The 23,892-nt window shown below is 71.0% G+C and carries 18 protein-coding genes and 2 pseudogenes; 10 read left to right on the top strand and 10 right to left on the bottom strand.

Annotated elements, in window-relative coordinates; all coding sequences use genetic code 11:
- Positions 1–222: 222 nt before the first annotated feature.
- Positions 223–1,203, top strand: a complete 981-nt coding sequence (locus ACZ68P_RS27735) for an acetylxylan esterase (protein ID WP_471010833.1) — start codon at positions 223–225, stop codon at positions 1,201–1,203.
- A 108-nt stretch (positions 1,204–1,311) separates the two neighbouring features.
- On the opposite strand, the gene ACZ68P_RS27740 is transcribed toward ACZ68P_RS27735, so the two are convergent.
- Both ACZ68P_RS27740 and ACZ68P_RS27745 read right to left on the bottom strand, forming a co-directional pair.
- Positions 1,312–2,343 carry a LacI family DNA-binding transcriptional regulator gene (locus ACZ68P_RS27740; RefSeq protein ID WP_471010835.1) on the bottom strand — a complete coding sequence of 344 codons (1,032 nt, stop codon included), beginning with the start codon at positions 2,341–2,343 and terminating at the stop codon, positions 1,312–1,314.
- The gene (locus ACZ68P_RS27745; RefSeq protein ID WP_471010837.1) at positions 2,340–4,739 is read right to left on the bottom strand and encodes a glycoside hydrolase family 2 protein; all 2,400 of its coding nucleotides are present in this window, start codon (positions 4,737–4,739) and stop codon (positions 2,340–2,342) included. Before ACZ68P_RS27745 ends, ACZ68P_RS27740 begins: the two co-directional genes overlap by 4 nt.
- Positions 4,740–5,019: 280 nt before the next feature.
- Here ACZ68P_RS27745 and ACZ68P_RS27750 point away from each other — a divergent pair, with 280 nt between their 5' ends.
- From ACZ68P_RS27750 to ACZ68P_RS27760, 3 genes are all read left to right on the top strand, one after another.
- Positions 5,020–6,345, top strand: a complete 1,326-nt coding sequence (locus ACZ68P_RS27750) for an ABC transporter substrate-binding protein (protein WP_471010840.1) — start codon at positions 5,020–5,022, stop codon at positions 6,343–6,345.
- 80 nt (positions 6,346–6,425) lie between these two features.
- Positions 6,426–7,424 (top strand): carbohydrate ABC transporter permease, encoded by a 999-nt coding sequence (locus ACZ68P_RS27755; protein WP_471010843.1) that lies wholly within the window; start codon positions 6,426–6,428, stop codon positions 7,422–7,424.
- Positions 7,421–8,290 carry a carbohydrate ABC transporter permease gene (locus tag ACZ68P_RS27760; RefSeq protein WP_471010846.1) on the top strand — a complete coding sequence of 290 codons (870 nt, stop codon included), beginning with the start codon at positions 7,421–7,423 and terminating at the stop codon, positions 8,288–8,290. The genes ACZ68P_RS27755 and ACZ68P_RS27760 overlap by 4 nt, the downstream gene beginning before the upstream one ends.
- 78 nt (positions 8,291–8,368) lie before the next feature.
- Here the strand turns inward: ACZ68P_RS27760 and ACZ68P_RS27765 are convergent, their stop codons facing one another.
- Positions 8,369–9,421, bottom strand: a complete 1,053-nt coding sequence (locus tag ACZ68P_RS27765; protein WP_471010849.1) for a LacI family DNA-binding transcriptional regulator — start codon at positions 9,419–9,421, stop codon at positions 8,369–8,371.
- A gap of 328 nt (positions 9,422–9,749) precedes the next feature.
- Here ACZ68P_RS27765 and ACZ68P_RS27770 point away from each other — a divergent pair.
- Positions 9,750–10,663, top strand: a pseudogene (locus ACZ68P_RS27770) (ABC transporter ATP-binding protein); the annotation flags it as partial.
- Between the two features lie 226 nt (positions 10,664–10,889).
- Here ACZ68P_RS27770 and ACZ68P_RS27775 read toward each other — a convergent pair.
- Positions 10,890–12,194, bottom strand: a complete 1,305-nt coding sequence (locus ACZ68P_RS27775) for a cellulase family glycosylhydrolase (RefSeq protein WP_471010852.1) — start codon at positions 12,192–12,194, stop codon at positions 10,890–10,892.
- Between the two features lie 640 nt (positions 12,195–12,834).
- Here ACZ68P_RS27775 and ACZ68P_RS27780 point away from each other — a divergent pair.
- Positions 12,835–13,143 (top strand): hypothetical protein, encoded by a 309-nt coding sequence (locus ACZ68P_RS27780; protein WP_471010855.1) that lies wholly within the window; start codon positions 12,835–12,837, stop codon positions 13,141–13,143.
- Positions 13,144–13,175: 32 nt separating this feature from the next.
- On the opposite strand, the gene ACZ68P_RS27785 is transcribed toward ACZ68P_RS27780, so the two are convergent.
- Both ACZ68P_RS27785 and ACZ68P_RS27790 read right to left on the bottom strand, forming a co-directional pair.
- On the bottom strand, positions 13,176–14,435 hold the full coding sequence (locus tag ACZ68P_RS27785; protein ID WP_471010891.1) for an SLC13 family permease: 1,260 nt from the start codon (positions 14,433–14,435) through the stop codon (positions 13,176–13,178).
- Between the two features lie 217 nt (positions 14,436–14,652).
- Positions 14,653–15,492, bottom strand: a complete 840-nt coding sequence (locus ACZ68P_RS27790) for an ANTAR domain-containing protein (RefSeq protein ID WP_471010858.1) — start codon at positions 15,490–15,492, stop codon at positions 14,653–14,655.
- Between the two features lie 419 nt (positions 15,493–15,911).
- Here ACZ68P_RS27790 and ACZ68P_RS27795 point away from each other — a divergent pair, with 419 nt between their 5' ends.
- Positions 15,912–16,433, top strand: a complete 522-nt coding sequence (locus ACZ68P_RS27795; protein WP_471010860.1) for an ATP-binding protein — start codon at positions 15,912–15,914, stop codon at positions 16,431–16,433.
- 241 nt (positions 16,434–16,674) lie between these two features.
- Here ACZ68P_RS27795 and ACZ68P_RS27800 read toward each other — a convergent pair.
- Positions 16,675–17,314, bottom strand: a pseudogene (locus ACZ68P_RS27800) (maleylpyruvate isomerase family mycothiol-dependent enzyme).
- A 281-nt stretch (positions 17,315–17,595) separates the two neighbouring features.
- On the opposite strand from ACZ68P_RS27800, the gene ACZ68P_RS27805 reads away from it, so the two are divergent.
- Entirely contained in the window at positions 17,596–18,795 is a 1,200-nt protein-coding gene (locus ACZ68P_RS27805; protein WP_471010861.1) for an alpha/beta hydrolase, read from the top strand.
- A 35-nt stretch (positions 18,796–18,830) separates the two neighbouring features.
- Here ACZ68P_RS27805 and ACZ68P_RS27810 read toward each other — a convergent pair whose 3' ends face one another.
- From ACZ68P_RS27810 to ACZ68P_RS27820, 3 genes are all read right to left on the bottom strand, one after another.
- On the bottom strand, positions 18,831–19,373 hold the full coding sequence (locus tag ACZ68P_RS27810; RefSeq protein ID WP_471010862.1) for an MmcQ/YjbR family DNA-binding protein: 543 nt from the start codon (positions 19,371–19,373) through the stop codon (positions 18,831–18,833).
- 187 nt (positions 19,374–19,560) lie between these two features.
- The gene (locus ACZ68P_RS27815) at positions 19,561–20,757 is read right to left on the bottom strand and encodes a globin domain-containing protein (protein WP_471010864.1); all 1,197 of its coding nucleotides are present in this window, start codon (positions 20,755–20,757) and stop codon (positions 19,561–19,563) included.
- 79 nt (positions 20,758–20,836) lie between these two features.
- Positions 20,837–21,277 (bottom strand): RrF2 family transcriptional regulator, encoded by a 441-nt coding sequence (locus tag ACZ68P_RS27820; RefSeq protein ID WP_471010866.1) that lies wholly within the window; start codon positions 21,275–21,277, stop codon positions 20,837–20,839.
- A gap of 1,040 nt (positions 21,278–22,317) precedes the next feature.
- On the opposite strand from ACZ68P_RS27820, the gene ACZ68P_RS27825 reads away from it, so the two are divergent.
- The gene (locus tag ACZ68P_RS27825) at positions 22,318–22,452 is read left to right on the top strand and encodes a hypothetical protein (protein ID WP_471010869.1); all 135 of its coding nucleotides are present in this window, start codon (positions 22,318–22,320) and stop codon (positions 22,450–22,452) included.
- 202 nt (positions 22,453–22,654) lie between these two features.
- A complete protein-coding gene (locus tag ACZ68P_RS27830; protein WP_471010870.1) occupies positions 22,655–23,863 on the top strand; it encodes an esterase/lipase family protein in 1,209 nt (402 codons plus the stop codon).
- Positions 23,864–23,892 lie beyond the last annotated feature (29 nt).

Consider the following 23,892-nt stretch of genomic DNA (forward strand, 5'->3'; position numbering starts at 1 on the left):
CGCTCCGAGAGAGGCACCCCGGCGACAAACGCAACTCGTCGTGGCAGTCCCGGCAGCCGGGACAGCAGGCAGCAGGAGCGCCCCCCGACGGGCACGCCCCCTCGCTCCCGCGGACTGGTCGAGGCCCGGGAGCCCCGCCACCCATGTCAGGCATCACCGCACCCCCGCCCGCCCGGGACCCAGCGTCCTCGGGCGTGCGGACGCGAGCTGGAGGAACCTCCCTTGCCGTACGCCGATCTGCCCCCCGACCACCCGGCCACCCTGGCCAAGCCCCCCGTCGAACCGGACGACTTCGACGCTTTCTGGGCGGGGACCTTGCGCACAGCCCGACAGGCGGGCGGCGCACCGGAACTCCACCCCGTGCGCGACTCCCTCCTGAAGACCCTCGACGCCTACGACGTACGGTTCCCCGGATGGGCGGGGGACCCCGTCGCCGCATGGTTCATCGTGCCCTCGGAAACCGAGGGGCCCCTGCCGACGGTGATCACGTACCTCGGTTACAGCGGCGGGCGTGGCCTGGTGACGGACCATCTCCTCTACGCCTCCGCCGGCTACGCCCACCTCGTCGTCGACAGCCGGGGCCAGGGCCACGACACCCCGGACCCGCACCCTGACGCGGGAACCCAATGGGTGCACGGCTTCATGACCAGGGGCATCGAGGGCCCGCACGCCCACTACTACCGTCGCCTGATCACCGACTGCGTACGCGCCGTCGACGCCGCGCGCGCGATCCCCCACGTGGACGGCGACCGGATCGTGGTCCAGGGCGCCAGTCAGGGAGGCGGTCTCGCCCTCGCCGTGGCGGGGCTCTCCGGCGACCGTGTCGCCGCCGCCCTTCCCGACGTGCCCTTCCTGTGCCACATCCGGCGCGGCGCCGAGACCGCCACCGACGGGCCCTACACCGAACTCGTCGCCTATCTGCGCCACCACGCCCCCTACGAGGCCGAGCGGGCCTTCGCCACCCTGGCGCACTTCGACGGGGCGCACTTCGCCCGCCGGGCGACGGCCCCCGCCCTGTTCAGCGCCGGACTGATGGACCCGGTCTGCCCGCCGTCCACCGTCCTGGCGGCGTACCGGAACTACGCGGGGGAGAAGGACATCAGGGAGTGGCCCTTCGCCGACCACGCCGGCGGAAAGGGAGCGACGGCCGTCGAGCAGCTGCGCTGGCTGCGCCGGCACGGGCTCGCCCCCGCGGAGCGGTAGAGGGATTGGGCCGGGACCGTCCCCGCTGAGCGGTGGAGGGACGGGGCCGGAACGGACAGGGGCTGTACCTCCCCCGTGGAGGTACAGCCCCTTCGCCGTTGCCGGGTGTCAGGCGCGCCGGGGCGGCCCCGTGGAACCACGCGGTGCCAGCGCCGGCGTCGGCACCTGGTGGTTCCCGTCGTGGGTGCCCTCGATCACCTCGAACAGGGCCCGCGCGACCGCCTCGCCGAACTGGTGCACGTCGTGGCTCATGGCCGACAGCGGCGGGTGCGTGAGCCGGCACAACTGCGAGTCGTCCCACGCCAGCAGCGACACGTCGTCCGGCACCACGAGCCCCATCTCCGAGGCCACCGCCGCCCCCGCCACGGCCATGATGTCGTTGTCGTACACGATCGCCGTCGGGCGGTCGCGGGAGAGGAGCAGACTCCTCGTCGCCCTGGCCCCCTCCTCTCCCACGAAGCCGGTCGCGACCTGACGGCAGTCGCTCAGGCCGAGTTCCGCCATGGTGGCCTCGAACGCGGCGGCTCTGATGCCGCTGTGCCCGAGGCTCGCGGGGCCGCCGACGCGTGCGATGCGCCGGTGGCCGAGCGCCGCCAGATAGCGCACCGCGTCCGCGGCCGCGGACGCGTCGTCCGTCCACACGGAGGGGAAGCCTCCGGTGAGCGACGGATGCCCCACCGCGACGGCCGGCATCCCGAGGGCGCGCAGCGGCGCGATGCGCGGATCGTCGCGGTGGAAGTCGACCAGGATGGCCCCGCCGATCGTCCGGCCCCGCCACCACTCCTCGTAGAGGGCCGCCTCCTCGTCCAGATCCCGCACCAGCCGCAGGAGCAGCGAGCACGAGCGCTCCGCCAGCACGTCCTCGATGCCGGAGATGAACTCCATGTAGAAGGGTTCGAGGCCGAGCATCCGGGCCGGGCGGCAGATCGCCAGGCCCACGATGCCCGCGCGTCGGTTCGACAGGCTCCGGGCGGACTGGTGCGGGGTCCAGCCCAGCTCCCGGGCGATGTCGAAGATGCGCTCGCGTGTCGCCCGCGACACTCCTGGGCGGTTGTTGAACGCCATGGAGACGGCGCTCTTCGACACCCCGGCCCGTGCGGCGACGTCGTTGATGGTGACGCGAGCGGCTGGGGCGGTCACGCCGGTTCCACGCTGAACAACGCGTCCCGTACGGCTGCCACGTCGGTTCCGCTCCAGCCCCTGACCACGATCCGCGCCTCTTCACCGGGGAGCAGGGTGAGCAGGCCGCGGTCCGCGCGGGCGCCGGGGGCGAGCCGGTCGGGCTGCAGGAGGAGGTCGCGCACCAGGGTCCGGGCCGTGACCACCACGTCCACGGTGTCGCTCCCGGAAAGGGTTTCGACGCGGACGTCGTACGCGGCGGCCGGGTAGGCGAACTCCTTGTCGGGGACGGGGAAGTGGACCGCGCGCAGCCCGTCCGCGTCGGCGACGAGGAACTCCTTGGCCGATCCCTGCGGGGGCAGCACCTCGGCCGGCAGCGTCGGCCTGGCGACCGAGCGCGGGGCCGCCTCGACCTCCACGACGGCCTGGCGCAGGACGGTGCCGTCCGCTCCGGTCCGGCGCAGGGTGAGGGCCGTCCGCCACGGGGTGGCGGACTGGTTGTCGACCACGAGCACCGGCCCGTCCTCGCCGGGTACGAAGGTCAGCAGACGGTCCGCGTAGACGCGGCGCAGCTCGTGGTAGAGCGGCTTGAGGTGCCCGTCGCCGTCGATCGCGGCCCAGGAGCTCACCGGCCAGCAGTCGTTGAGCTGCCACACGACGGTGCCGGCGCACACCGGCCAGTTGGCCCGCCAGTGCTCTATGCCGGCCGCGACGGCGCGGGCCTGGACGACCTGGGCCAGGTAGTGCCAGCGGTCGAAGTCGTTCTCCGGCAGCTCGAAATGGCGCTCGATGCCGCGATTCAGCTTGCCGTTGCCGTCCTCCGCCTTCTGGTGGTGCAGCATGCCGGGGGAGTCGGGGGCGAGGTCCTCGCCGGGCAGGGCGCGCCGCAGCGTCGCGAGGGCGGGGGGCGCCTGCCAGCCGAATTCGGCGACGAAGCGCGGCACGTCCGCCCGGTACTCCGCGTAGTCCTGACGGTTCCACACCTCCCAGGAGTGGTGGGTGCCGTGGGCCGGGTCGTTGGGGTGGTGGTCCCAGGAACCGGACCAGGGGCTGCCCGCGGTGTAGGGCCGGGTCGGGTCGAGTTCGGCGACGATGCGGGGGAGCAGGCCGAGGTAGTACCCCTCCCCCCAGGAGTCGCCCGCGAGGGCCGGCTCCCAGTCCCAGTCACGGAAGCCCCAGAGGTTCTCGTTGTTCCCGTTCCACAGGACCAGGCTGGCGTGCGGCATCAGACGGACAACGTTGTCACGCGCTTCGGCCTCGATCTCGCCGCGCAGCGGCTGTTCCTCCGGGTAGGCCGCGCAGGCGAAGAGGAAGTCCTGCCACACCATGAGTCCGAGCTCGTCGCAGACGTCGTAGAAGGCGTCGTCCTCGTAGATGCCGCCGCCCCAGATGCGCACCAGGTCGACATTGGCCTCGGCCGCCCGGGTCAGCCGGGACCGGTAGCGCTCCGGTGTCACGCGGGAGGGCAGGACGTCGTCGGGGATCCAGTTGACCCCGCGGGTGAAGATCCGCACGCCGTTGACGACGAAGGTGAAACCGGTGCCGTGCTCGTCCGCGGAGCGGTCGATCTCGACGGTCCGGAAACCGATGCGGCGCTCCCAGGTGTCGAGCGGGCGGCCCTCCTCGTCGAGGAGGGTGACGTCGAGTCCGTACAGGGGCTGCTCTCCGTGGCCGCGCGGCCACCACAGCTCCGGCTCGGGGACCTCCAGGCGCAAGGCCGCCTCGTCGCCCTCGAAGGAGACCTCGCCCTCCACCCCTCGGACGCCGGCGCGGAGGGTGAGCGGGCGGCCGGTGCCGCTCGCGGTGCGGGTGACGCGGATCCGCAGCTCGACCCGGCCGGTCGTCCCCTCGACGGTGACGAGCGGGCGGACCTGGGCGAACCGGGCGGTCGACCAGCGCTCCAGGCGGACCGGGCGCCACATGCCCGCCGTCACGACGGTCGGGCCCCAGTCCCAGCCGAAGCTCGAGGCCATCTTGCGGATGTACTGGAAGGGCTCGGGATAGACGTTCGGCCGCTCCCCGGTCAGGGCCCGGACGCGGTCCGCCTCCTCGTAGGCGGAGGCGAACCGGACCTCCAGCGCGCCCGAGCGGCCGGTGACGTCGAAGCGGTGGACGCGGTGCATGTTGCGCGTCGTGCCGAGGCTCTCGCCCGCGAGGACCACCTCCGCGGCGGTGTCCAGACCCTCGAAGACCAACTCGGCGCGCTCGTGCCCGCCCGCGGGGTTCAGCTCCGTGACGTAGGACCACCCCCGGCGGCCGACCCAGGCGATCTCCGTCTCGTTGTGGCCGATGAAGGGGTCGGGTATGACCTGCGCGGCGAGCAGATCGGCGTGGACGCAGCCGGGGACGGTGGCTGGAAGCAGCGCGTCCTCGTGGCGCAGTCTCCAACCCTCGGTCAGCTGGGTGACGTCCTTCATGATGTGCGGCTCCAATCGCCGGGCAGGGGGGCGGGGTGCGTGTACGAGGCGACAAACTATCCGCACCGTGAGGTGGCTGTCCATGAACCGGTAAAGCAAACTCCAGCTCACAGATGGTTGTCGCCCCTGCGCGGGAACCGGGTCGTCCTAGGGCTTTCCGGCTGTCACGGTAACGATTGAGTATCGCGCAGGAAATCTGCACTTTACCGGTTCACGTACGCCTGACATAGTTCCGTCATCCCACCGCAGACCTGAGCCGTAACCCTGAAGGAGTTGGGCAATGGGGAAGAAGTCGATGGCGCTCACGGGCGTGCTTCTGTCCGCCGCGATGCTGACCGTGGCCGGATGTGGCGGGGGAGGGGGCGCCGTCACGGGACAGGCGGCCACCCCTCCCGCCGACCCGAAGGAGGTCTCGGGCGAGATCAAGGTCCTCACGCACCGGACCGACCTCGTCCAGAACGGTGCCATGAAGGCGTATGCCGCCGAGTTCAACCGGGTCTACCCCAAGGTGAAGGTGAAGTTCGAGGGCATCACGGACTACGAGGGGGAGGTGAAGATCCGCCTCAACGCGAAGTCCTACGGCGACGTGCTCGGGATCCCCGGGGCCGTGGCCAAGAACGACTACCCGAAGTTCTTCGCCTCGCTCGGGACCTCCGCCGAGCTGGGCAAGAAGTACCGCTTCGCGGACAAGACCGAGGTGGAGGGCAAGTCCTACGGCATCGCCCAGTTCGGCACCGCCAACGGCTTCGTCTACAACAAGGCCCTGTGGAAGAAGGCCGGCGTCACCGAGTGGCCGAAGACCCCGCAGGAGTTCACCGCCGCCCTGAAGGCGATCAAGGACAAGACGGGCGCCATCCCGTACTACACGAACTTCAAGGACGGCTGGCCGCTCGTCCAGTGGAGCGCCAACCACGGCGCCGTCAGCTGTGACGCGCAGGCGAGCAACGCGCTGGCCGGCCCGGTCTCTCCCTGGAAGGCCGGCAGTGAACTCCGGACGATCGACACCCTGCTCCACGACATCGTGAAGCAGGGACTCTCGGAGAAGGACCCCACCACCACGAACTGGGAGACCTCCAAGGCCCTGCTCGCCGAGGGCAAGATCGGCACGATGATGCTGGGCTCCTGGTCCATCGCGCAGATGCAGGGGGCGGCCAAGGACGAGGGCGTGTCTCCCGAGGACATCGGCTTCATGCCCTTCCCGACCCAGAAGAACGGCGCGTTCTGCTCGACCGTGACCTCCGACTACCAGCAGGCCGTCAGCATCTACTCCGAGAACAAGCCCGCGGCGCGCGCCTGGATCGACTGGTTCACCGAGAAGTCCGGCTACTCCGAGAAGGAGGGCGTCGTCTCCGCGGTCAAGGCCGCGCCGATGCCGGCGACCCTCAAGGACTTCGTTGACAACGATGTCATACTGGTCGATCGTTCCGAGGCTAAGACCGCCACGGTCAACGACATCGACGAGGCGGCCGAGATCGGCCTCACCAAGCCCGACTACCGGCAGCGCCTGGTCGACACCGCCCGTGGGGCCCAGAAGGGCAGCCTCGAGGACCTCTTCGCCGAACTCGACAAGAGGTGGGACGAGGCGGCGAAGACCGCCGGTTCCTGACCGACCGGCGGAGCGGGCCCCGGCCGTACGACACCGGCCGGGGCCCCTGGACCCCGCAGTCGCGGACACGAAAGGCCGACATGACCGAGACAACCGACACCGTCCCCAGGGGTGCCGCCGTGAAGAGGCGATCCACCGCGGGCTCCCCACGCGGGAAGAGCCGGCCTGCCGAGCGCCGGGCCCCGGGAGGCGGCACGCCCCGCTCCTGGCGCCACTCCCCGCTGCGCCGGCTCACTCCCTGGTTCTTCCTGGCGGCGCCGCTCGCGCTGCTGATCACGTTCACCTACATACCCGTGGCGAGCATGGTCTCGTACAGCTTCACGGACTGGGACGGGGTGAGCCCGGACAGGGAAGCCGTCGGCTTCGACAACTACGTACAGATCTTCACCCGCCCCGAGCTCTTCCGCGTCTTCTTCGTCAGCGGCTACTACCTCGCCGCCTCCGTCGTGCAGATCGCCGTCGCGCTCTACTTCGCCACCGTCCTGAGCTTCGACCTCAGGTTCCGGAACTTCTTCAAGGGGATCCTCTTCTTCCCCTACCTCATCAACGGCGTCGCCATCGGATTCGTCTTCCTCTACTTCTTCCAGGACGGCGGCACTCTCGACTCCGTACTGTCCTGGCTCGGCGTCACCACCGACCACCCCTGGCTCGGGGACCCGACGTCGGCGAACATCTCCCTCGCGGGGGTCTCCGTCTGGCGCTTCACCGGCCTGACCTTCGTTCTCTTCCTCGGCGCCATCCAGTCCATCCCGGGCGAGCTCTACGAGGCGGCCCAGCTGGACGGGGCCGGCAAGTGGCAGCAGTTCCGCCACATCATCGCCCCGAGCATCAAGCCCGTCCTGAGCCTCAGCATCATCCTGGCGATCTCCGGATCCCTGTCCGTTTTCGAGATCCCCTACATCATGACCGGCGGCGCGACCGGCACCTCGACCTTCGTCATCCAGACGGTCAAGCTCGCGTTCCAGTTCAACAAGACCGGCCTGGCCTCGGCCGCCGCCGTGGTGCTGCTCCTGATCATCCTCCTGGTCACCTGGATCCAGCGCCGCCTCGTGCCCGACGACAAGGTGGACCTCGTATGACCCCCGACCTCACCGCGGCCCCGGCCCGCAAGCGGCCCTCCCGCCGCCTGCCCGTCGGAACCGTGCTGACCTACGTGTCGCTGCTCGCGGCGACCGCCGTGGTCCTGCTGCCGCTGGCCGTCGTCTTCCTCACGTCGCTCAAGACGTCGCAGGAGGTCAACGACGGCGGTGCGCTGTCGCTGCCGGGCAACTGGCTGAACCTCGACAACTACGTCACGGCGTTCACCGACGGCAACATGCTCATGGCCTTCTGGAACACCGCGTTCATCCTCGTCTTCTCCATCGGCGGCACCGTCGTGATCGGCTCGATGACGGCCTACGCCATCGACCGCTTCGACTTCCGGGCCAAGAAGCTCGTCATGGCGCTCTTCCTCGTCGCCACCCTGGTCCCCGCCGTCACCACCCAGGTCGCCACCTTCCAGGTCATCAACAGCTTCGGCCTGGTGGACACCCGATGGGCCCCGATCCTGCTCTACATGGGCACGGACATCGTCTCCGTGTACATCTTCCTGCAGTTCATCCGGGGCATCCCGATCTCGCTGGACGAGGCGGCCCGGCTCGACGGCGCCCACGCCTTCACCATCTACCGGAAGATCATCTTCCCGCTGCTCAAGCCGGCGATCGCCACCGTCGTCATCATCAAGGGCATCACCACCTACAACGACTTCTACATCCCGTTCCTCTACATGCACTCCGAGGATCTCGGGACGATCTCCACCGCCCTGTTCCGCTTCAAGGGGCCCTTCGGAGCGCACTGGGAGGCCATCTCGGCGGGAGCCATCCTCGTCATCCTGCCGACGCTGGTCATCTTCCTGCTGCTCCAGCGCTGGATCTACAACGGCTTCTCCCAGGGAGCCACCAAGTAGCCCCTTGGCTGTCGTCCGGGGCGGGCGGACGAGCCGGTAGGGCGGGTCGGGCAAGTCCCGCCCCACGGCCGGACGACGCTACCTCCGAGACGCGTCCCGGAGCGCTTCCGCCTGCCCGCCCGGCGGCGGACACGTGCTGCCTCGGGGGGCGAAGTGCGCATAGCCCTCGCGGATGTGGCCGACCGTCTCGCCGGCGATGAGGGCGAGCAGGGCGTTCGCCGCCCGGGCCCCGTAGGCCGGGATGTCCCGCGTGACGGCCGACAGCACGGGCCGGACCACCTGCGTCAGCGGAGACTCGTCCCACGCGACGAGGGACAGGTCGGCGGGGATGGAGAGACCCAGTTCCTGCGCCACCGACAGCGCGGCCACGGCCATGATGTCGTTGTCGAAGACGATGGCGGTGGGCCGCTCCGGCGCGATCAGCAGCGCCCGGGTGGCACGGGCCCCGGCGTCACCGGTGTAGTCGGTGTGGACCACGCCCGCCTCGGGAATCCCGGCCTCCTGGCAGGCGGCGCGCAGCGCCTCGTCACGGATCCTCGTGTGGGACAGCTCGGCCGGGCCCGCCACCCGGGCGATGTGCCTGTGGCCGAGCACCGCGAGATAGCGCACGATCTCGTGGACGCTCTCGCCGTCGTCCGACCAGACCGCGGGCAGCGAACCGGCCGCCTCGGGCGGCCCGACGACCACGGTCGGCAGGCCGAGGGCCTCGATCGCGGGCACGCGCGCGTCCTCGCCCAGGAGGTCCATCAGGAAGACGCCGTCGACCCTCCGCTCGCCCCACCAGCGCCGGCACACCTCGATCTCGGCGTCCTGCGAGGCGACCATCTGCAGCATCAGCGCGTACGACCGCTCCGAGAGGGCGCTCTCCACACCGCTGATGAACTCCATGAAGAACGGCTCCACGCCGAGCGTCCGTGCGGGGCGACGCACCGCGAGACCCACCGCCTGCGCCCGGCCGCCGGTCAGGGCGCGAGCGGCGCTGCTGGGACGCCACCCCAACTCCGCGGCGATGCTCTTGACCGCCGCGCGCGTCGCGTCGGACACTCCCGGCTGGTCGTTCAGCGCGTACGAGACCGCCACCTTGGACACGCCGGCGCGGCGTGCGATGTCCGCCATGGTCGGTCGCTTCACGCCCCACCTCTGTCCTATTCCGGTTCCTCGGCGGTGTAGACCTTACCGCCCGTCCGCGCCGCCACGAGAAGCCGTGGGGGCGGGCGCCCCGCCGCGTCCGACGGTCGCCCCGTGCGCCCTTCCGCCTCGGCCGGCCGGGAGGCCGGAGAGGCGGAGCGGACCGCAAGTCGGCCTGACCGACAGCGCGTTGCAGGCACGAGCCGGCTCGGCTACGGTTCCCGGGCGCCGCGCAGTGAACCGGTTAACGGCCATGGCGCTCTCGCACTCTCCCGAGGACGTGGGACGTGCGGGGCGACGGGCGGGCGCGGGCGCCCACGGATGGACATCGGTCACCCCCGGCCAAGTCGTCATGCTCAGCGCCTACTTCTCCACGCTCACGGGCACGGTGACCAGCCTGCTGACACTGGCGCCGGTCGTCGGCAAGTCCGTGGAATCGCTGAAGTCCGTCGGAGAGATCCTCCAGGCCCCCGACCTCGAGGAGAACGACGGCAAGGTCGACGTGGACGAGGTGGTGGGCGAGTTCCGATTCGAGAACGTCAGCCTGTCGTACGAGAAGGAGGACGGCCCCGCGCCGAGCGGCGTCGACCTGGTGATTCCGGCGGGCCGGACCGTGGCGATCGTCGGCGGATCCGGGGCCGGGAAATCGACTCTCCTGAACCTCGTCCTCGGATTCCACCGGGCGACGAGCGGACGCGTTCTTCTGGACGGACGCGACATGAGCGAGCTCGACCTGCGGAGCTATCGGCGTTTCGTGGCCGTCGTGCCCCAGGAATCGGTCCTCTTCGAGGAGGGAAGCGTGCGGGAGAACGTCACGTACGGAATGCCGCACGTCGACGAGGACACCGTGCGCCGCGCCCTGCGGAACCGAACGCCACCGAATTCGTCGACGCGCTGCCTCTCGGCCTCGACACGGTCGTGGGGGAACGGGGGGCGCGGCTTTCCGCAGGGCAGCGTCAGCGGCTCGCCATCGCGAGGGCGCTGATACGCGACCCCCGCGTCCTCGTCCTGGACGAGGCGACCTCCGCACTCGACGCCCGCTCAGAGGCGTTGGTCCAGGAGGCGCTGGCCCGCCTGGTGGCCGGCAGAACGGTGTTCGTCGTGGCGCACCGTCTCTCGACCGTCCGGAACGCCGACCGGATCGTCGTACTGGACCAGGGTCGCGTCCTGGAAACCGGTACCCACGCCGGACTCCTGGAGAAGGGGGCGGCCTACGCCCGTCTGCAGGCGACCCAACGCGCCTGATCCGGCGGGAGGGAGGCGTCCGGCGGGCGGCTCCCTTCAGTGGTCCCGGAGGGCGCGAGGGGAAAGGGACGCGCTCGGTACCCGCCTGCGGGCGGCGACCCCTTCACCTGCCTCCGGAGGCCGAGAGGGCGCGTCCGGCGGCCGCCGCGCCAGGGCGTCGCCCTTCCGCCCGCACGGGCCGGAAGGGCGACGCGGCTCTCCCGCGCGTGCGGGAGAGCCGCGGGGATCAGCGGTCGGCCGAGCTGCCGCGGACGACGCAGGAGCGGCTGTTCTCCCAGCCCCATCCGTCGCCGTCGGGGTCGGAGGCGGTGCCGTGGACGCAGTACGGGTAGCCGTTGGGAGCGGTGCCGCCCGTGTTCCCTCCACCGGAGCCGGTGTCCGCCGAGCTGCCGCGGACGACGCAGGAGCGGCTGTTCTCCCAGCCCCATCCGTCCCCGTCGGGGTCGGAGGCGCTGCCCTGGACGCAGTACGGGTACCCGTTGGGCGCCGTGCCCCCGCCCGTCCCGCCTCCGTTGCCGCCGCCCCCGTAGATGGTGGCGGCCTTGGAGGTCGTGGAGATGCCGTTCGCGCCGTAGATCAGGCGGTTGCCCCAGGCGGTGAGGGAGCCGGCGTCGAAGCCGTTGACCATGTCGAGGTACTCGACCCCGCTGCCGTTGCCGCTCCACGACCAACCGAGGTAGCCCACACGGAGGGCCTGGGCGGTCGCCATGATCGCGTTCTCGTCGGGGTTGCCGTCACTGTGGGCGTCTCCGAACTCGCCGACGACGAGGGGGATGCCGTTGCTCACGAAGTGGTTGAGGTAGTCCCGCACCTCGGCGGCGGTGTCGTAGACCCCGTACATGTGGATCGAGAAGATGGTGTTCCGGTCCGGGTCGGAGGCGAAGACCGACGCGGCGTTGCTCCGCATGGTGTGGGACCAGTCCTGGCCCCAGTTGGGCGCGTCCACCATGAGCGCGTGGTTGATGCCGGCATTCCGGATCTTGCCGATCGCGCTCTTCGTGGCGTTCGTCCAGGCGCCGTAGTTGCTGTTGCCGAAGGGCTCGTTGCCGATGTTGACGACGACGTAGTTCTCCTGGCCCGCCAGCGCGCCCTTGATGCCGATCCAGTAGTCGGCGGCCTTGTCCAGCGACGCCGCGGCACCGTCCTCGCCGTAGCCGGTCGTGTCGTGCACCTCGAGCACGCAGATGACCTTGCTCGCCTTGCACTGGCCGATCAGGGACGAGACCTCGGCCGCACCGGTCCTGGTCCACCGGTCGCCGCTGCTGAGGACGACGCGGACGGTGTTGGCGCCCTTGGCGGCGATGTCGGCGATCGAGCCGGTCCGGTCCGGATACCAGGTGTGCGCGTGGTTGACCCCACGCATCACGAACTCCGCGCCGTTGGCCTCGTAGACGCGCCCGTTGCTGACGTGGATTCCGGTGGCGGCGGCTTCGGCCGCTCCGGCAGGACCGACGACGGGCAGCAGAAGGCCGACGACGCCCGCGACGGCGGTGCCGAGCGCCGTCCACCAGGTGCTTCTTTGCTTGTTCATGCCTCTCCTCGAGGGATCGGAACGGGGGGCCGGCCCGGGGGATGCCGGGAGAGCACTCGTACGGCAGGGCAACCCGGTGGGGGTTCGCCTGGGTGCCGGCTCACGGGGGTCGTCCTGGTGAGACAACGTTGTCAGAGTGCTGGACGAGGCCCCGATCGGCAGTCGTCCGAGGGGTTCCTGCCTGGGTGTGGCGGGATCCCCGCTGGTGCCGATCGGGCAGGCCGGAAGTTCCTCACCATGAGGCGCCGCCTGTTTGCTCCATGTCAATAGAAGTGACCACGATGTTTCCCTCTGACGGTAATTCAGCAGAGTTTAGTGCGGGTAAACTCCGACTAAACCAAAGTCGTTCCACCCGGGTGGTTGTCCCGCGTCCGAACTCCCTTTACCTTCGCTTCTCGGTTGTCCGGAAAGGGGACGTACGGCCCGTCCCTTTCCCAGGCTCCCGTGGCGTCCCGAGGCGCACGCACCGGCAGGCTCGATACGTGTCGAGGGTGCGGGCCCGCCCGTCCCGCAGATGACAGGGGGGCATACGGGGCGCCCGGACGCTCTCGCCAGGGCACGGCATGGCCGAGGCGGGTTCGGCACGGAGAATGAGGGAAGCAGGACGACACGCAAGCTCCGTCCCATGCGAGGAGTCGCCATGACCACCTTCGTCATCACCGTCCCCGGCACGTTCGTCTCGGGCATCACCGACTCCGCGCGCTCGGTCCTCGAACGGCAGCTGGCGTCGCAGCACACCGACGTGAGCGAGAGCGAGGGCCTGGACCTGCTCACGCTGAACGACGGCGGCACCTTCTCCATCCGGCTCGAAGTCGACGCCGCGGACAAATACGAGGCCGAATTGGACGCCACCAGGCTCGTCTCGGCCGCTCTGAAGGAAGCGGGCATCGCGGAAGCCGATGCCCCGCTCGGCCCGCCGGCCGTCACCGGTATCGACAGCGACCTCTGAAGCGCGGGCCCGCGCGGGCCCCTCGTCGAGGCTCAGGCGCCGATGACGTTCAGCGCGCCCCACAGGCCGACGACGGCCGCGACGACCGCGGCGGGCGTGACCAGCACTCCGAGGCGGGTGAACTCGCCGAGGGCGACGCGATCCTCGTGCTCGTGCACGATGCGCCGCCACAGGAGGGTGGCGAGAGAGCCCGCGTACGTCAGATTGGGGCCTACGTTCACGCCGATCAGCACGGCCAGGACCGGGCCGGGGCCGATCGGGGCCACGAGCGGGAGCAGGGCGAGCACCGCGGGCAGGTTGTTGATCAGGTTGGCCAGGACGGCCGCGACGCCCGCGAACGCGAGGAGCGCAGCGAGCGAATCGCCCTCCGGCAGCACGGCCGCCAGGCCCTGGCCGAGCCCGTGATCGACGACCGCGCCCACCACGACGCCCAAGGCGAGAACGAAGAGGCAGAACCCGGGCGCGGTCGCCGCGGCCAGCTGCCGGGGCGTGGTCGTACGGCGCCGCAGCGCGCGCACCGAGAGGACGAGGACTCCGGCCAGCGCCGCCCAGGCGGGGCTCGCGCCGGCGAACGAGGCCACGGCGAAACCGGCCAGGGTCAGTACCAGCACCGCCAGCGGGAAGCGCGGCACGGGCGTGCGGTGTTCCGTATCGTCGGGCAGGTGCACGGCCTTGGCCAGATCGGCCCGGAAGAAGCGGCGGAACACCACGTACTCGACGGCGATGGCAGCCGTCCAGGGCAGGGCCATCAGGGCGGCGAAGCGCGTGAAGGACAGCCCGCTCGCGGTGAAGGCGAGAAGGTTGCTCAGGTTGGAGACCGGAAGGAGCAACGAAGCCGAGTTCGCCAGGTGCGCGGTCGCGTACACATGAGGGCGCGGCGCGGCGCCGATCCGGGCCGCGGTCGCGAAGACGACCGGTGTGAGCAGGACCACGGTCGCGTCCAGGCTGAGCGCCGCCGTGGTGACGGACGCCAGCACGAACACGCCACCCAGCAGCGTCCGCGGGTTACGCCCGCAGCGCCGTGCGACGGCGTCTCCGGCCGCGCGGAACAGCCCCTCGTCCGCGCAGAGCCTCGCCAGCACCAGGATCACGGCGAGAAACCCGACCACCGGCAACAGCTCGCGTACCTGCCGCCACGCATCGGCCGGCGCGACCGCCCCGACCGCGACGAGCATCCCCGCGGCGGGTACGGCGAAGACCGCCTCGGGCAACCCCCGCGGCCTGACGACCGCGAAGGCGAGGACACCGATCAGGAGGCCGAGCGACAGCGACTCGGCCAGGACACCACTCAGCACGAGCTCCCGGCAACGAACATCAACCCCGGCCGGACAGCGGTCACGACCCGCACCAGGATGCCATCCACGACGGAGCACTCGTCCGCCCGGGCGGGACGGCGGCGGAGGCGGGGTCGCCGGCTTCCTGCGGCGTCCGGCCGTGCGCGTACGTCGGCGAGGGAACGCGAGGCGGTACCCGTCGGGGCGGACAAGCCGTCGGCCCGCTGGTCGTTCCTCAGCTGGTCGCGGTGGCGTGGAGGTGATGGAGCGCGTCGACGACGGCGGTGTTGCGGTGCCAGGTCAGCCACCGGCCGACCTGTTGGCCCAGCTGGTGCAGCTGGGTGAGCTGGGCGGCGGAGAGGTCCTGCAGGGTCTGTTCGTGGTGCGAGGAGATCATGCCGACGACGGCGCCCCTGGGGCTGAGCAAGGGGACGCTGTGGCAGGCTTGGCTGCCCGCCTGGAGGATGGCGTGCCGCGAACCCTCGTCGAAGGTCTCGGAGGCGCCGACATCCCTCACCGTGACCTGCCGGGATTCCTCCGCCGCCTGGGCGCACGAGGTGGTGGAGGTCTCGATGAAGGCGAAGTAGTCGGTGAAGTGGCGATTGAGACCGGTGTGCTTGTCGATGCGCAGCATCCCGTTCTCCACCAGTTGCACGTTGCCCATGTCCGTGCCGGTGATCTCCAGGGTGTGGTGCAGAGCGGCCTTCAGGACGGCGCCGTGGGTCGTCGGTGGCGTTCCGTTCGCGGACAGCAGGGCGGACAACTGAGGCGGATTCCCGTGCGCCGTGGCTGCCGGCCGCCGCGGAGCGTTCCCGGACGGCGCGGGCAGGCGGACGGCGACGTCGGCGAGTGTCTGCATCTTGATGTTGAACCGCTGGGAAGCCTGGCGCATCAGCCCGAACGCCTCTTGCCGGGAGGTGAGCCCGTAGCGCTTCATGAGGACTTCCTCGGCGCGGGCGACTCCGGCATGCGCCAGCCGCCGGTTGCGAAGTTCGACGGCATGGTGCAGCGCGTCCTCCGCGGCCGGGTGCGGTCCGGCTGTCGGTGGATCGGGTGGACCGGAGTGCACAGTCACCGGCGGGCATCCTCTCTTGCCGAGATCCGCGAACCTCCCGTGGCGTGGACGAGCCGTGGGCGCGGGCATGACGGGGTGCTCGTCGGCGAAGCACCTGGCCCTACTGTACGGAGGCTCGGCCCGGCATTCCCGGGGTGGTCGGGAGGGCGTCCGATGTGACCTCATCACGTGCGATGATTCCGCCCCCTCTGCGAAGATCCGGGCGGCGCCTGGGGCCCGGGGGCGCCAGCGGTGGGCGGAGCCGACGAGAGCCGGCGTCCGGTGCGCCACCCGAAGGAGCGACGGCACCTCATCGGCGATCCGTGGCAGCCCCTGTCGCCCGGTACCGGCGCCCTGCCGCGTGTGCGTGATCAGTAGCAGGGTAAGCGAGGGGCACACAAGCGCCGAGAGCGTCGAACACAATAACGAAAGATTCCCCCATGGTCATCCCGCTTAGGAAGCAGGCGGCAGATGAGCAGGGCCCGGCCGAGTGCGCCCCGTGGCGCTACGACGCGACCTGGGACGACGGCGCGGCTCATGCCGCGGACGCTCGCCAGGTCCTGCGTGATTTCCTCGCCCAGGCCCCGCGCACCGGCCGCCCGGCAGTGCCACCCGCCGTGGCCCTGGACGCCGAACTCGCCGTCAGTGAACTCGTCACCAACGCCCTCCAGCACGCTCCGGGCCCCTGCGGGATGACCTTGCGGCGGTCGGGTGAGGAACTGACGATCACCGTGTGGGACACCTCCGCCGAGAGGCCGTGTCTGAAACCGGCCGACCCGCACCGCGTCGGCGGTCACGGACTGCACCTGGTGCACGCCGTCAGCACGCGGGTCGTCGTCGCCGTCCACCCCAAGGGGAAGGACATCACGGCCCACCTGCCTCTGGGGCCGAACCACGACACCACCCTGGAATGGGCAGTCCTGCCCACCTCGCTGTCGGGAAGAACGCGGAAGGATGCCTGACCGGTCAAGTCGACCCAAGGAGCCTTACAGCTGCCGCTTCTGACGGACCACCAGCTCAAGCGGACCCCCGGTGACATGCCAGGCAGGCTGGTAGCGGTCTGCCGCCGGACGCGTACAGCCGCGGATGAACGAGGGACGGCGGAAGGCTGCCCGGGGTGCCCCGAGCGGCCTGCCGTGTGAGCGTGCGGTGTCACGGCACCAGGTCAGGTCATGGTCTCCCCACGCGGGCGGGGACCCGTCGTCATCCGTGCTCCGCCAGTGTGCCGAGCCCCGGGCCGGTGAGGTCGTCGAGCGCCGCCCGCCGCCCCGAGACGGCGCGGGGCCGCTCACGTGTGGGCCGGTACCGATCGACACGTCGGCGTCCGTCGCGGTGAGCCGCACGCGGCCAAGCAGCTCCTTCGCCCCGCCGAACGAGGCGGGAATACGCGCCTGGGGCCTCAGCGCCCGGACGACCGCCTCCTGCGGGTAGGCGTGTGTCAGGCCGAGGGGCCTGCGGATGTCCTCGCCGTGGACGATCTCCTCGACCAGCCGGCTGTCCAGCGGAGCGGGCGGGGTCGAGGTGCGGGGCGCCACCCGCCGGAGGCGTTCCAGCGTGACGTGAGGCGTCGCCCCCCGTTCGCGTTCCACGCCGGCGGTGTTCTGACGGTCGAAGGCGAAGCGCGCTCGCGCGGGGCCGATCACGAACCCGAGGCGCGTCGTCCTGGCCGTGTCCACGAGGTGGGCACCACGTCGTGCACGTCCCACCCGTCGCAGAGTGACGGCGTGCCCCACCGCGCTTCGTCGAGGCGCGCGAGGTCGTCGACGAGTGCCGTGCGTTCCGCGTGCACCAGGGCCCAGACGTGTGTGCTCACGACATCTCCTCCATCGATCTCCGGCGTCATGACGTGAGACTCCCCGAATGGCGAGAACTCATCGCGGAGCGTGTGCGGACAGCGCCCTGTGCCAGCCCCGCGCCCGCCCCCTGGCGCCCGGCGTCGGCGCTCGGCCGTCCTCCTGTCAGCCGACGCCGCTCGGGCATGTGTGCGCTCCGGCGTACGCCCGTCCGATCGGGTCGGCCGTGCGGAAGCCACGGCCCGTCGCAGGTTGCCGACACCTCCCTGTGCGGACCATGGGCGGGCCGGGGCGCTCGCCGGTCCCGGCCCCCCATCGAAGGGAACGTCCCGTGGCATCGTCCGCCCGAACCTCCGCCGCACCCGTCCTCACCGACCATTACGTCGAGCACGACTCCACCATCCCGGCGAACGAGGGCGAGAGGATCAAGCTCTTCGTCCGCGAGCGCAACGGCACGCCCGAGGGCGGCCCGCGAAGGCCCGTCCTCATGCTGCACGGCCGCAGTGTCTGCGCGCTGGCCGGCTTCGACCTCCCGTACAAGAAGTACAGCTGGGCCGAGGAGCTGGCGAAGGCCGGTTTCGACGTCTACGTGATGGAGCAGCAGGGGTCGGGCCTCTCCACGCGGCCGAAGATGGACGACCCGCACAACGTCAGCCCCACGCCGGCCCAGCAGAAGCTCCTGGTCCCCAATCCGAACGCCACCGAGTACACCGGCCCGGTGGGCTACGCCGCGCAGCTGAACAACTCGCAGAGCGACTGGGACGAGGTCGACACGGTCGTCGACTTCATCATCGCCCGCAGCGGGGTGAACAAGGTCGACCTCATCGGCTGGTCCGCGGCTGCCCAGCAGTTCGGCCCGTACACCATCCAGAACCCCCGCAAGGTGCGCAGTCTCCTCCTCGTGGCGCCGATCTTCCCGCCGAACGGCAGGGAGAGCGCCCCCGGGACCGACTTCGGCGCGCCCGTGACCCTGCCCGTGTCCACGCCGGCGGCCGCCTTCGGCTTCCCGATGACCGTCGGTACCAAGAGCGGTCTCGACAACGCGTGGAAGAGAGACCTCGGGTGCCCGGACCAGCGCGAGGCCGGGATGGTCGACGAGGTGTGGAAGGCCATGATGGCGGCCGACCCGATCGGCGCCCAGTGGGGAGGCCCCGTGCCCGGCTCCCCGGAAGGGCTCAACCGCGTCCGGAACGCGTACTGGTGGGGATGGAACAAGACCACCGTGCCCTTGCACGGAGTCCTCGGCGACCAGGTGCCGGTGTGCATCGTGTACGGCGAGCACGACACGATCATCAACACCTCGCCGGACCTCGGCCTGTTGTACTTCTCGACCTCCGAGCTCTACAACGCCATCCCCGGCTCCGAGAAGTTGATGTTCCGGCTCGCCTGCGCCGGCCACCAGATCGTCTGGGAGCGCCAGGCGAAGCTGCTGCACACCATGTCCGAGCACTGGCTCGACAGTGGCAAGGTCTTCGGCGAGAGCAAGGGAAGCTTCTACCGGGACGAGGACGAGGTCCTCATTCCTCTGTAGGGACGACCCGCAGGCGGGCTGTCGGGTGAACCGGCCTACCGGGTGAAGGATCGGCCACCGGTCCGCAGCGCCTCACCGAGGATGCGTACGGCCTTCGGGCCCACTCCGTGCATGGCGAGCAGTTCCTCCTCGGTCCACGCGGAGACGTCGGCGAGTGAGAGGATGCCGGCGCCGGCGAGCGCCCGGGTCGCGGGCCTTCCGATAGCTCGGGGCAAGTCGCCGACGTCGCCGGGGGCGGCCGCGTCCGCGGCCGCCGACTGCGCCGCGAGCCGCCGGGGCGCACGCGTGAGCCAGGCGCGGCGGACCCAGTGGTTGAGCTGCTGACCGTCGAGGTCGGAGAGCGGGACTCTCACACCGAACGGTGTGGCGCCCCGGTTCAGCAACTCCGCGGTCGGCTGCGCCGCGAGCATCTCGTCCCGCTCCTCGGAAGGGAGGTGCAGCTGGACGTGCTCGTCCCGGTCCACGGCCACGAACCGCTTGTCCCGCACGGTGAAGGCGACCAAGCCGGAGCTGCTCTGTCGCTCGGCGGTCTCGGGAAGCGAGAGCGCGGTCCTGCGAAGCTGGGCGAGGGTCGTCATCCATCCACCTCGGCGGGTTGCGGAACGTCCGGACTGCTGCGGAGGGTACGCGTGCTGCCGGCACGCTCACACAAGAACGACGTGGCGGCAGGTTGCGTTCCCCTGTCCGGGCGCACGACCCACCGCCCCGCCGCCGTTGCCCCGTAAGGCTGCCCCGTCCGTACGGCTGCCCTGGGCTCGCCCGGCTCTACTGGCCGCCCAGCCAGAGGTCCGGCCCGAAGACCTCGTAGTGGATCCGCTCCGCGGGAACGCCGCGCCGGAGCAGGTCGCCGCGCACCGCCCGCATGAACGGCAGCGGCCCGCACAGGTAGGCGGTCAGGTCCCGGGGGAGTTCCAGACCACTCACGTCGGCCCGGCCGGCCGTCACCTCCGCGGACCGGTCACCCGGGACCTCGTAGAACAGGTGGAGCCGGGCATTCGGCAGCGCCCGCACCAAGGCGAGCTGCTCCGTGCGGTGCGCGTGGTCGGCGGGGGAGCGGTCGGCGTGGACCGCGATGACGCTGCGGCCGGAGCCGGCGGAGGACAGGTGGTCGAGCATGGCCAGCAGGGGCGTGTTGCCGATCCCGGCGGACGCCAGGAGCAGCGGACCGTCGCCCTCGGGCAGGGTCAGGTCGCCGAAGGGCGCCGACACCGTCAGCGTGTCACCCGGCCGCGCTTGCTCGTGGAGCCAGGAGGAGACCTCACCGTCCGGACGTGCCGCGCCGTGGACGCGCTTGACGCTGATCCGCCAGTCCGGTCGGCCGGGGGCGGAGGAGAGGCTGTACTGGCGTATCTGCCGTGCACCGTCCGGCAGTTCGACCTGAACGCTGACGTACTGGCCCGGACGGAAGGACGCGGCCGGGCCGCCGTCGTCGGGCCGCAGGAGGAAGGAGACGACATCAGGCGTCTCCTGGCGCCGCTCGGTGATCTCCATGCGCTGCCACACCCCGCCCTCCGCGGCGCCCGCCTCCTGGTAGAGCCGGGCCTCGACGGCGATCAGGGCGTTGGCCATCAGCCAGTACACCTCCTCCCAGGCCGCAGCGACCTCTTCGGTGACCGCGTTGCCCAGCACCTCGGCTATCGCCGCGAAGAGATGCCGGTGGACGATCTTGTACTGGTCGGCCGTGATCCCCAGCGACGCGTGCTTGTGCGCGATCCTGGCCAGCATGGCGTCGGGGCGCGAGTCCGGTCTCTCCAGCAGCAGACCCGCGAACGCCGCGATGGATCCCGCCAGCGCCTTCTGCTGTTCGCCGGTGGCCTGGTTGCCGCGGTTGAACACGTCGCGGAGTAGCTCGGGATGGGCGTCGAACAGCTTCCGGTAGAACAGCTCGGTGATGTTTCCGATGGCGGCTCCGACGGCCGGCAGAGTGGCCCGGACGACGGGAGCGGACTGCTCGGAGAGCACAACGCCTCCTAATAGGTAAATGATCTTCGTGTTTCAAGGTGCGTGCGGAGCCGCGCGCGGCTCCGCGAAGGGGACCGCGCTACCGCTGGGGAGGGCCGGAAAGGGACAGCAGGACCGGCCCGGTGGGCGACGTGACGAGGTCGGCCACGGTCAGCGGATCGAGCGTGGCGTAGAACGCCTCCTGGGCGTCGTGCAGTGCGCGCCGCAGACGGCACGCCCCGCGCAGGGGGCACGGCGGGTCGTCGCACGAGACGACTTCGCTCTCGCCCTCGAGCTGCCTCACCAGCCAGCCCACGGAGGCGTGCCGGCCGAGGCCGGTCAGGGCGAGCCCTCCGCCGCGGCCGCGCCGGGCCTCGACCACGCCCAGGTGCTGCAGGCGGGTGATCGCCTTCGCCGCGTGGGTCTGGCGCACATCCATGGCTTCGGCCACCTCGCGGGTGGTGAGCACTTCGTCGTCGCCGCAGACCGCCAGACGCATGACGGATCGCAGGGCCAGGTCGGTGAACTTGGTCAGTCGCACAGCCCGGACGCTAGCAAATGCGCATCCTGGATTCATGTTTACAAACCGCTCGGGGTCGTGTGGCGTGCGTCACGGGCCGACGCGTGCGACGGCGTGCCGGCAGCGGGCCGGCACGCCTCGCGCGCAGGGGATCAGGCGGGCGCGGCGCGCCGGCCCGGCCCGGGCCGAGGGGTCGAGCCCCGTCGCCCCGCCCCCACGCGGTCCCAGGCGGACGCCAGGACCTGCCGGTAGCGGTGGATGTCCGCCGGTCGTCGCCCGCGTCCACGTCCATGCGCCTCGCCGCACACCGGCCACGGCTCGTCCGCAGGCCACAGCAGTGGACCGCCCAGGAGCCGGCCGACGGATCCGGTTCGCCCGGCCGCGGATGGAGCCGCGTGGTCGTTCCGCGGAAGGCCGCCAGCTCCGGGAAGAGCGCCTCGACATCGGCGGGCCGGGGCGGTGTGGTCCTGGCCATGGCCGCGATCGTAGACATCTGCCGACCCCCGGCGTCGGGCATGCCGGCTTCCGGCCGCGGGCGGGCCGTGGCGGTGCGGCGGCAGCGGGGGGCGGTGCACCGTACGGAAGGCGCGGCCAGGGGCCTCCCGGGTGCCCGGAGCGGCGGCTTGGGGCACCCGACCGGACCGGGCACAGGATGTCGGGTCCGGCAGGGTGGTTCCTTCCTAACGTGAGGGACCGAAAGGGAAGGAGACCGGGGTGCTGGAGCGGCTGAACCAGGCCATGGAGCACTGCGCCTCGCCCGGGCCGGTGCGGCCGCCCCTCGTCGTACCGACCCTGGCCGCGGGGGCACCGCCCTCACCGTCACCGGGTCCCAACCGCCTCCCGCCGTGATCCGTACTCCCCACCGGGCGTACGCCTGCGGCCTGCACACCGTCCCGCAGGCGGACGGATCCCGCTACGTCGGCGCCAGTGCCCACCCGTGCCTGACCAAGAGGCGGCGGAGGAGGCTGCCGGGCACCACGCGGCGTCGCGGCGGAAGCCCGGTTGCGCCCTCCGCTGACCGGGGCATGGCCCCAGATGCCGGCCGATGCCTACCGGGTCTGATGGACCGCGCCTACGCGGCCATGCCCGACGGCTACCTCCTGCCACCGGACCTCGCCCCCCTGGCCTACGAAGGCGCCGGGCCGGCCCTCGTGGAACCGGCCGCCGCCCACCAGGACCGCTACCGCGCCTCCTGAATCCGCGCCGCCCGGGCGGGGGTTCCCAGGGGAACGAGCGAGCGACGAGAACAGGCCATTGTCATGTGCCAGGTGCGTCAAACACTTCCCGCCCTCCCTCCATCAGAAGTGGTGAACTCCGCAGCTCAAGGGAGTAATGCACCCCGATCGACCACCATGATGACGTCGTCTCACCCACCCCCCTCGCACAAGGAGCACGACCATGTCCGAGACGACCGAGCCCAACGTCGGTTCGTTCACTCTCGGCGGTCCGCTGACCGCCGAACCCGCCGGGACCATCGAGGTACCGGAGCACCAGGAGTGGCCCCTGCCCCACGGCTTCGCCTGGGTCTTCCCCGGTGAGGGCAACAGCCGCGGTCTCGTCCGGCCGGTCATCATGGCCGACGGCTTCAACCTCGGCCGGAGCAGGCTCGACGTGCTCTACCACGGGCTGGAGAGCGGCGAATACCCCTTCGTCAGCGAACTGCGCCGACGCGGCAGGGACGTGATCCTGCTCGGCTTCGACGAGCGCAGCGCCTCGATCCAGGACAACGCGCAGGCGGCCGAGGCCGCCGTCATGCGGGCCATCGCCGAGCGGCAGGGCGACGCCCACCTGGTCGTCGGCGGCTTCAGCATGGGCGGCATCGTCACCCGCTACGCGCTCGCCCGCTTGGAGGACCAGCGCGTCGACCACCAGACCGCGCTGTACTTCTCCTACGACAGCCCGCACCGCGGCGCCACCGTCCCGGTCGGCGTGCAGGCGTTCTCGCACTTCATCCCGTTCCCGAACAACTTCGCCCGGCAGATGAGCAGCCCGGCCGCCTGCCAGATGCTGTGGCAGCACTACGACCGGGAGACCGGCAAGACCGGTGTCTCCCCGCTGCGCACGCAGTTCCTCGACGACCTCGACCAGGTCGGCGGGTGGCCGCAGATCCCGGTCAAGATCGCCGTGGCGAACGGCCGCGCCGACGGGGTCGGCCTGCCGGAGGTGAAGGCCGGCGAGGTCGCGCTGCGGATCGACCGGATCTACCCGGGCACCACCTTCTACACCCAGGCGCAGGGCAACGACGTGACGGCCGCCTATCTCAACCGCAGGCTCCCCAAGGCCGAGGAGACCATCACCACCAGCGACTTCCCGGAGCTGGACGGCGCCCCGGGCGGAACGCTGCACACGTACAAGATCCTCGCCGACACGATGGAGAAGCTCGGCGGCAAGGCGGACCTGCGGCACGAAGACGTGTGCTTCGTCCCGTCGGTCAGCGCGGTCGCGATCCGCGACATCGACAAGCAGGACAACCTGTACGCCGGCATCGACGCACTGGACCCGCAGGAGAGTGAATTGGACGAGTTCCGCTGCTCGTCCACGACCACCGCACACACCGCCATCACCGAGGAGCTGTGCAGCTGGATCATCGAGCGGCTCCCCAGCTGACCGTGCCCGTCCCGCACTGACCGGGGCCG

This window comes from Streptomyces sp. NPDC036822, from assembly GCF_055609145.1.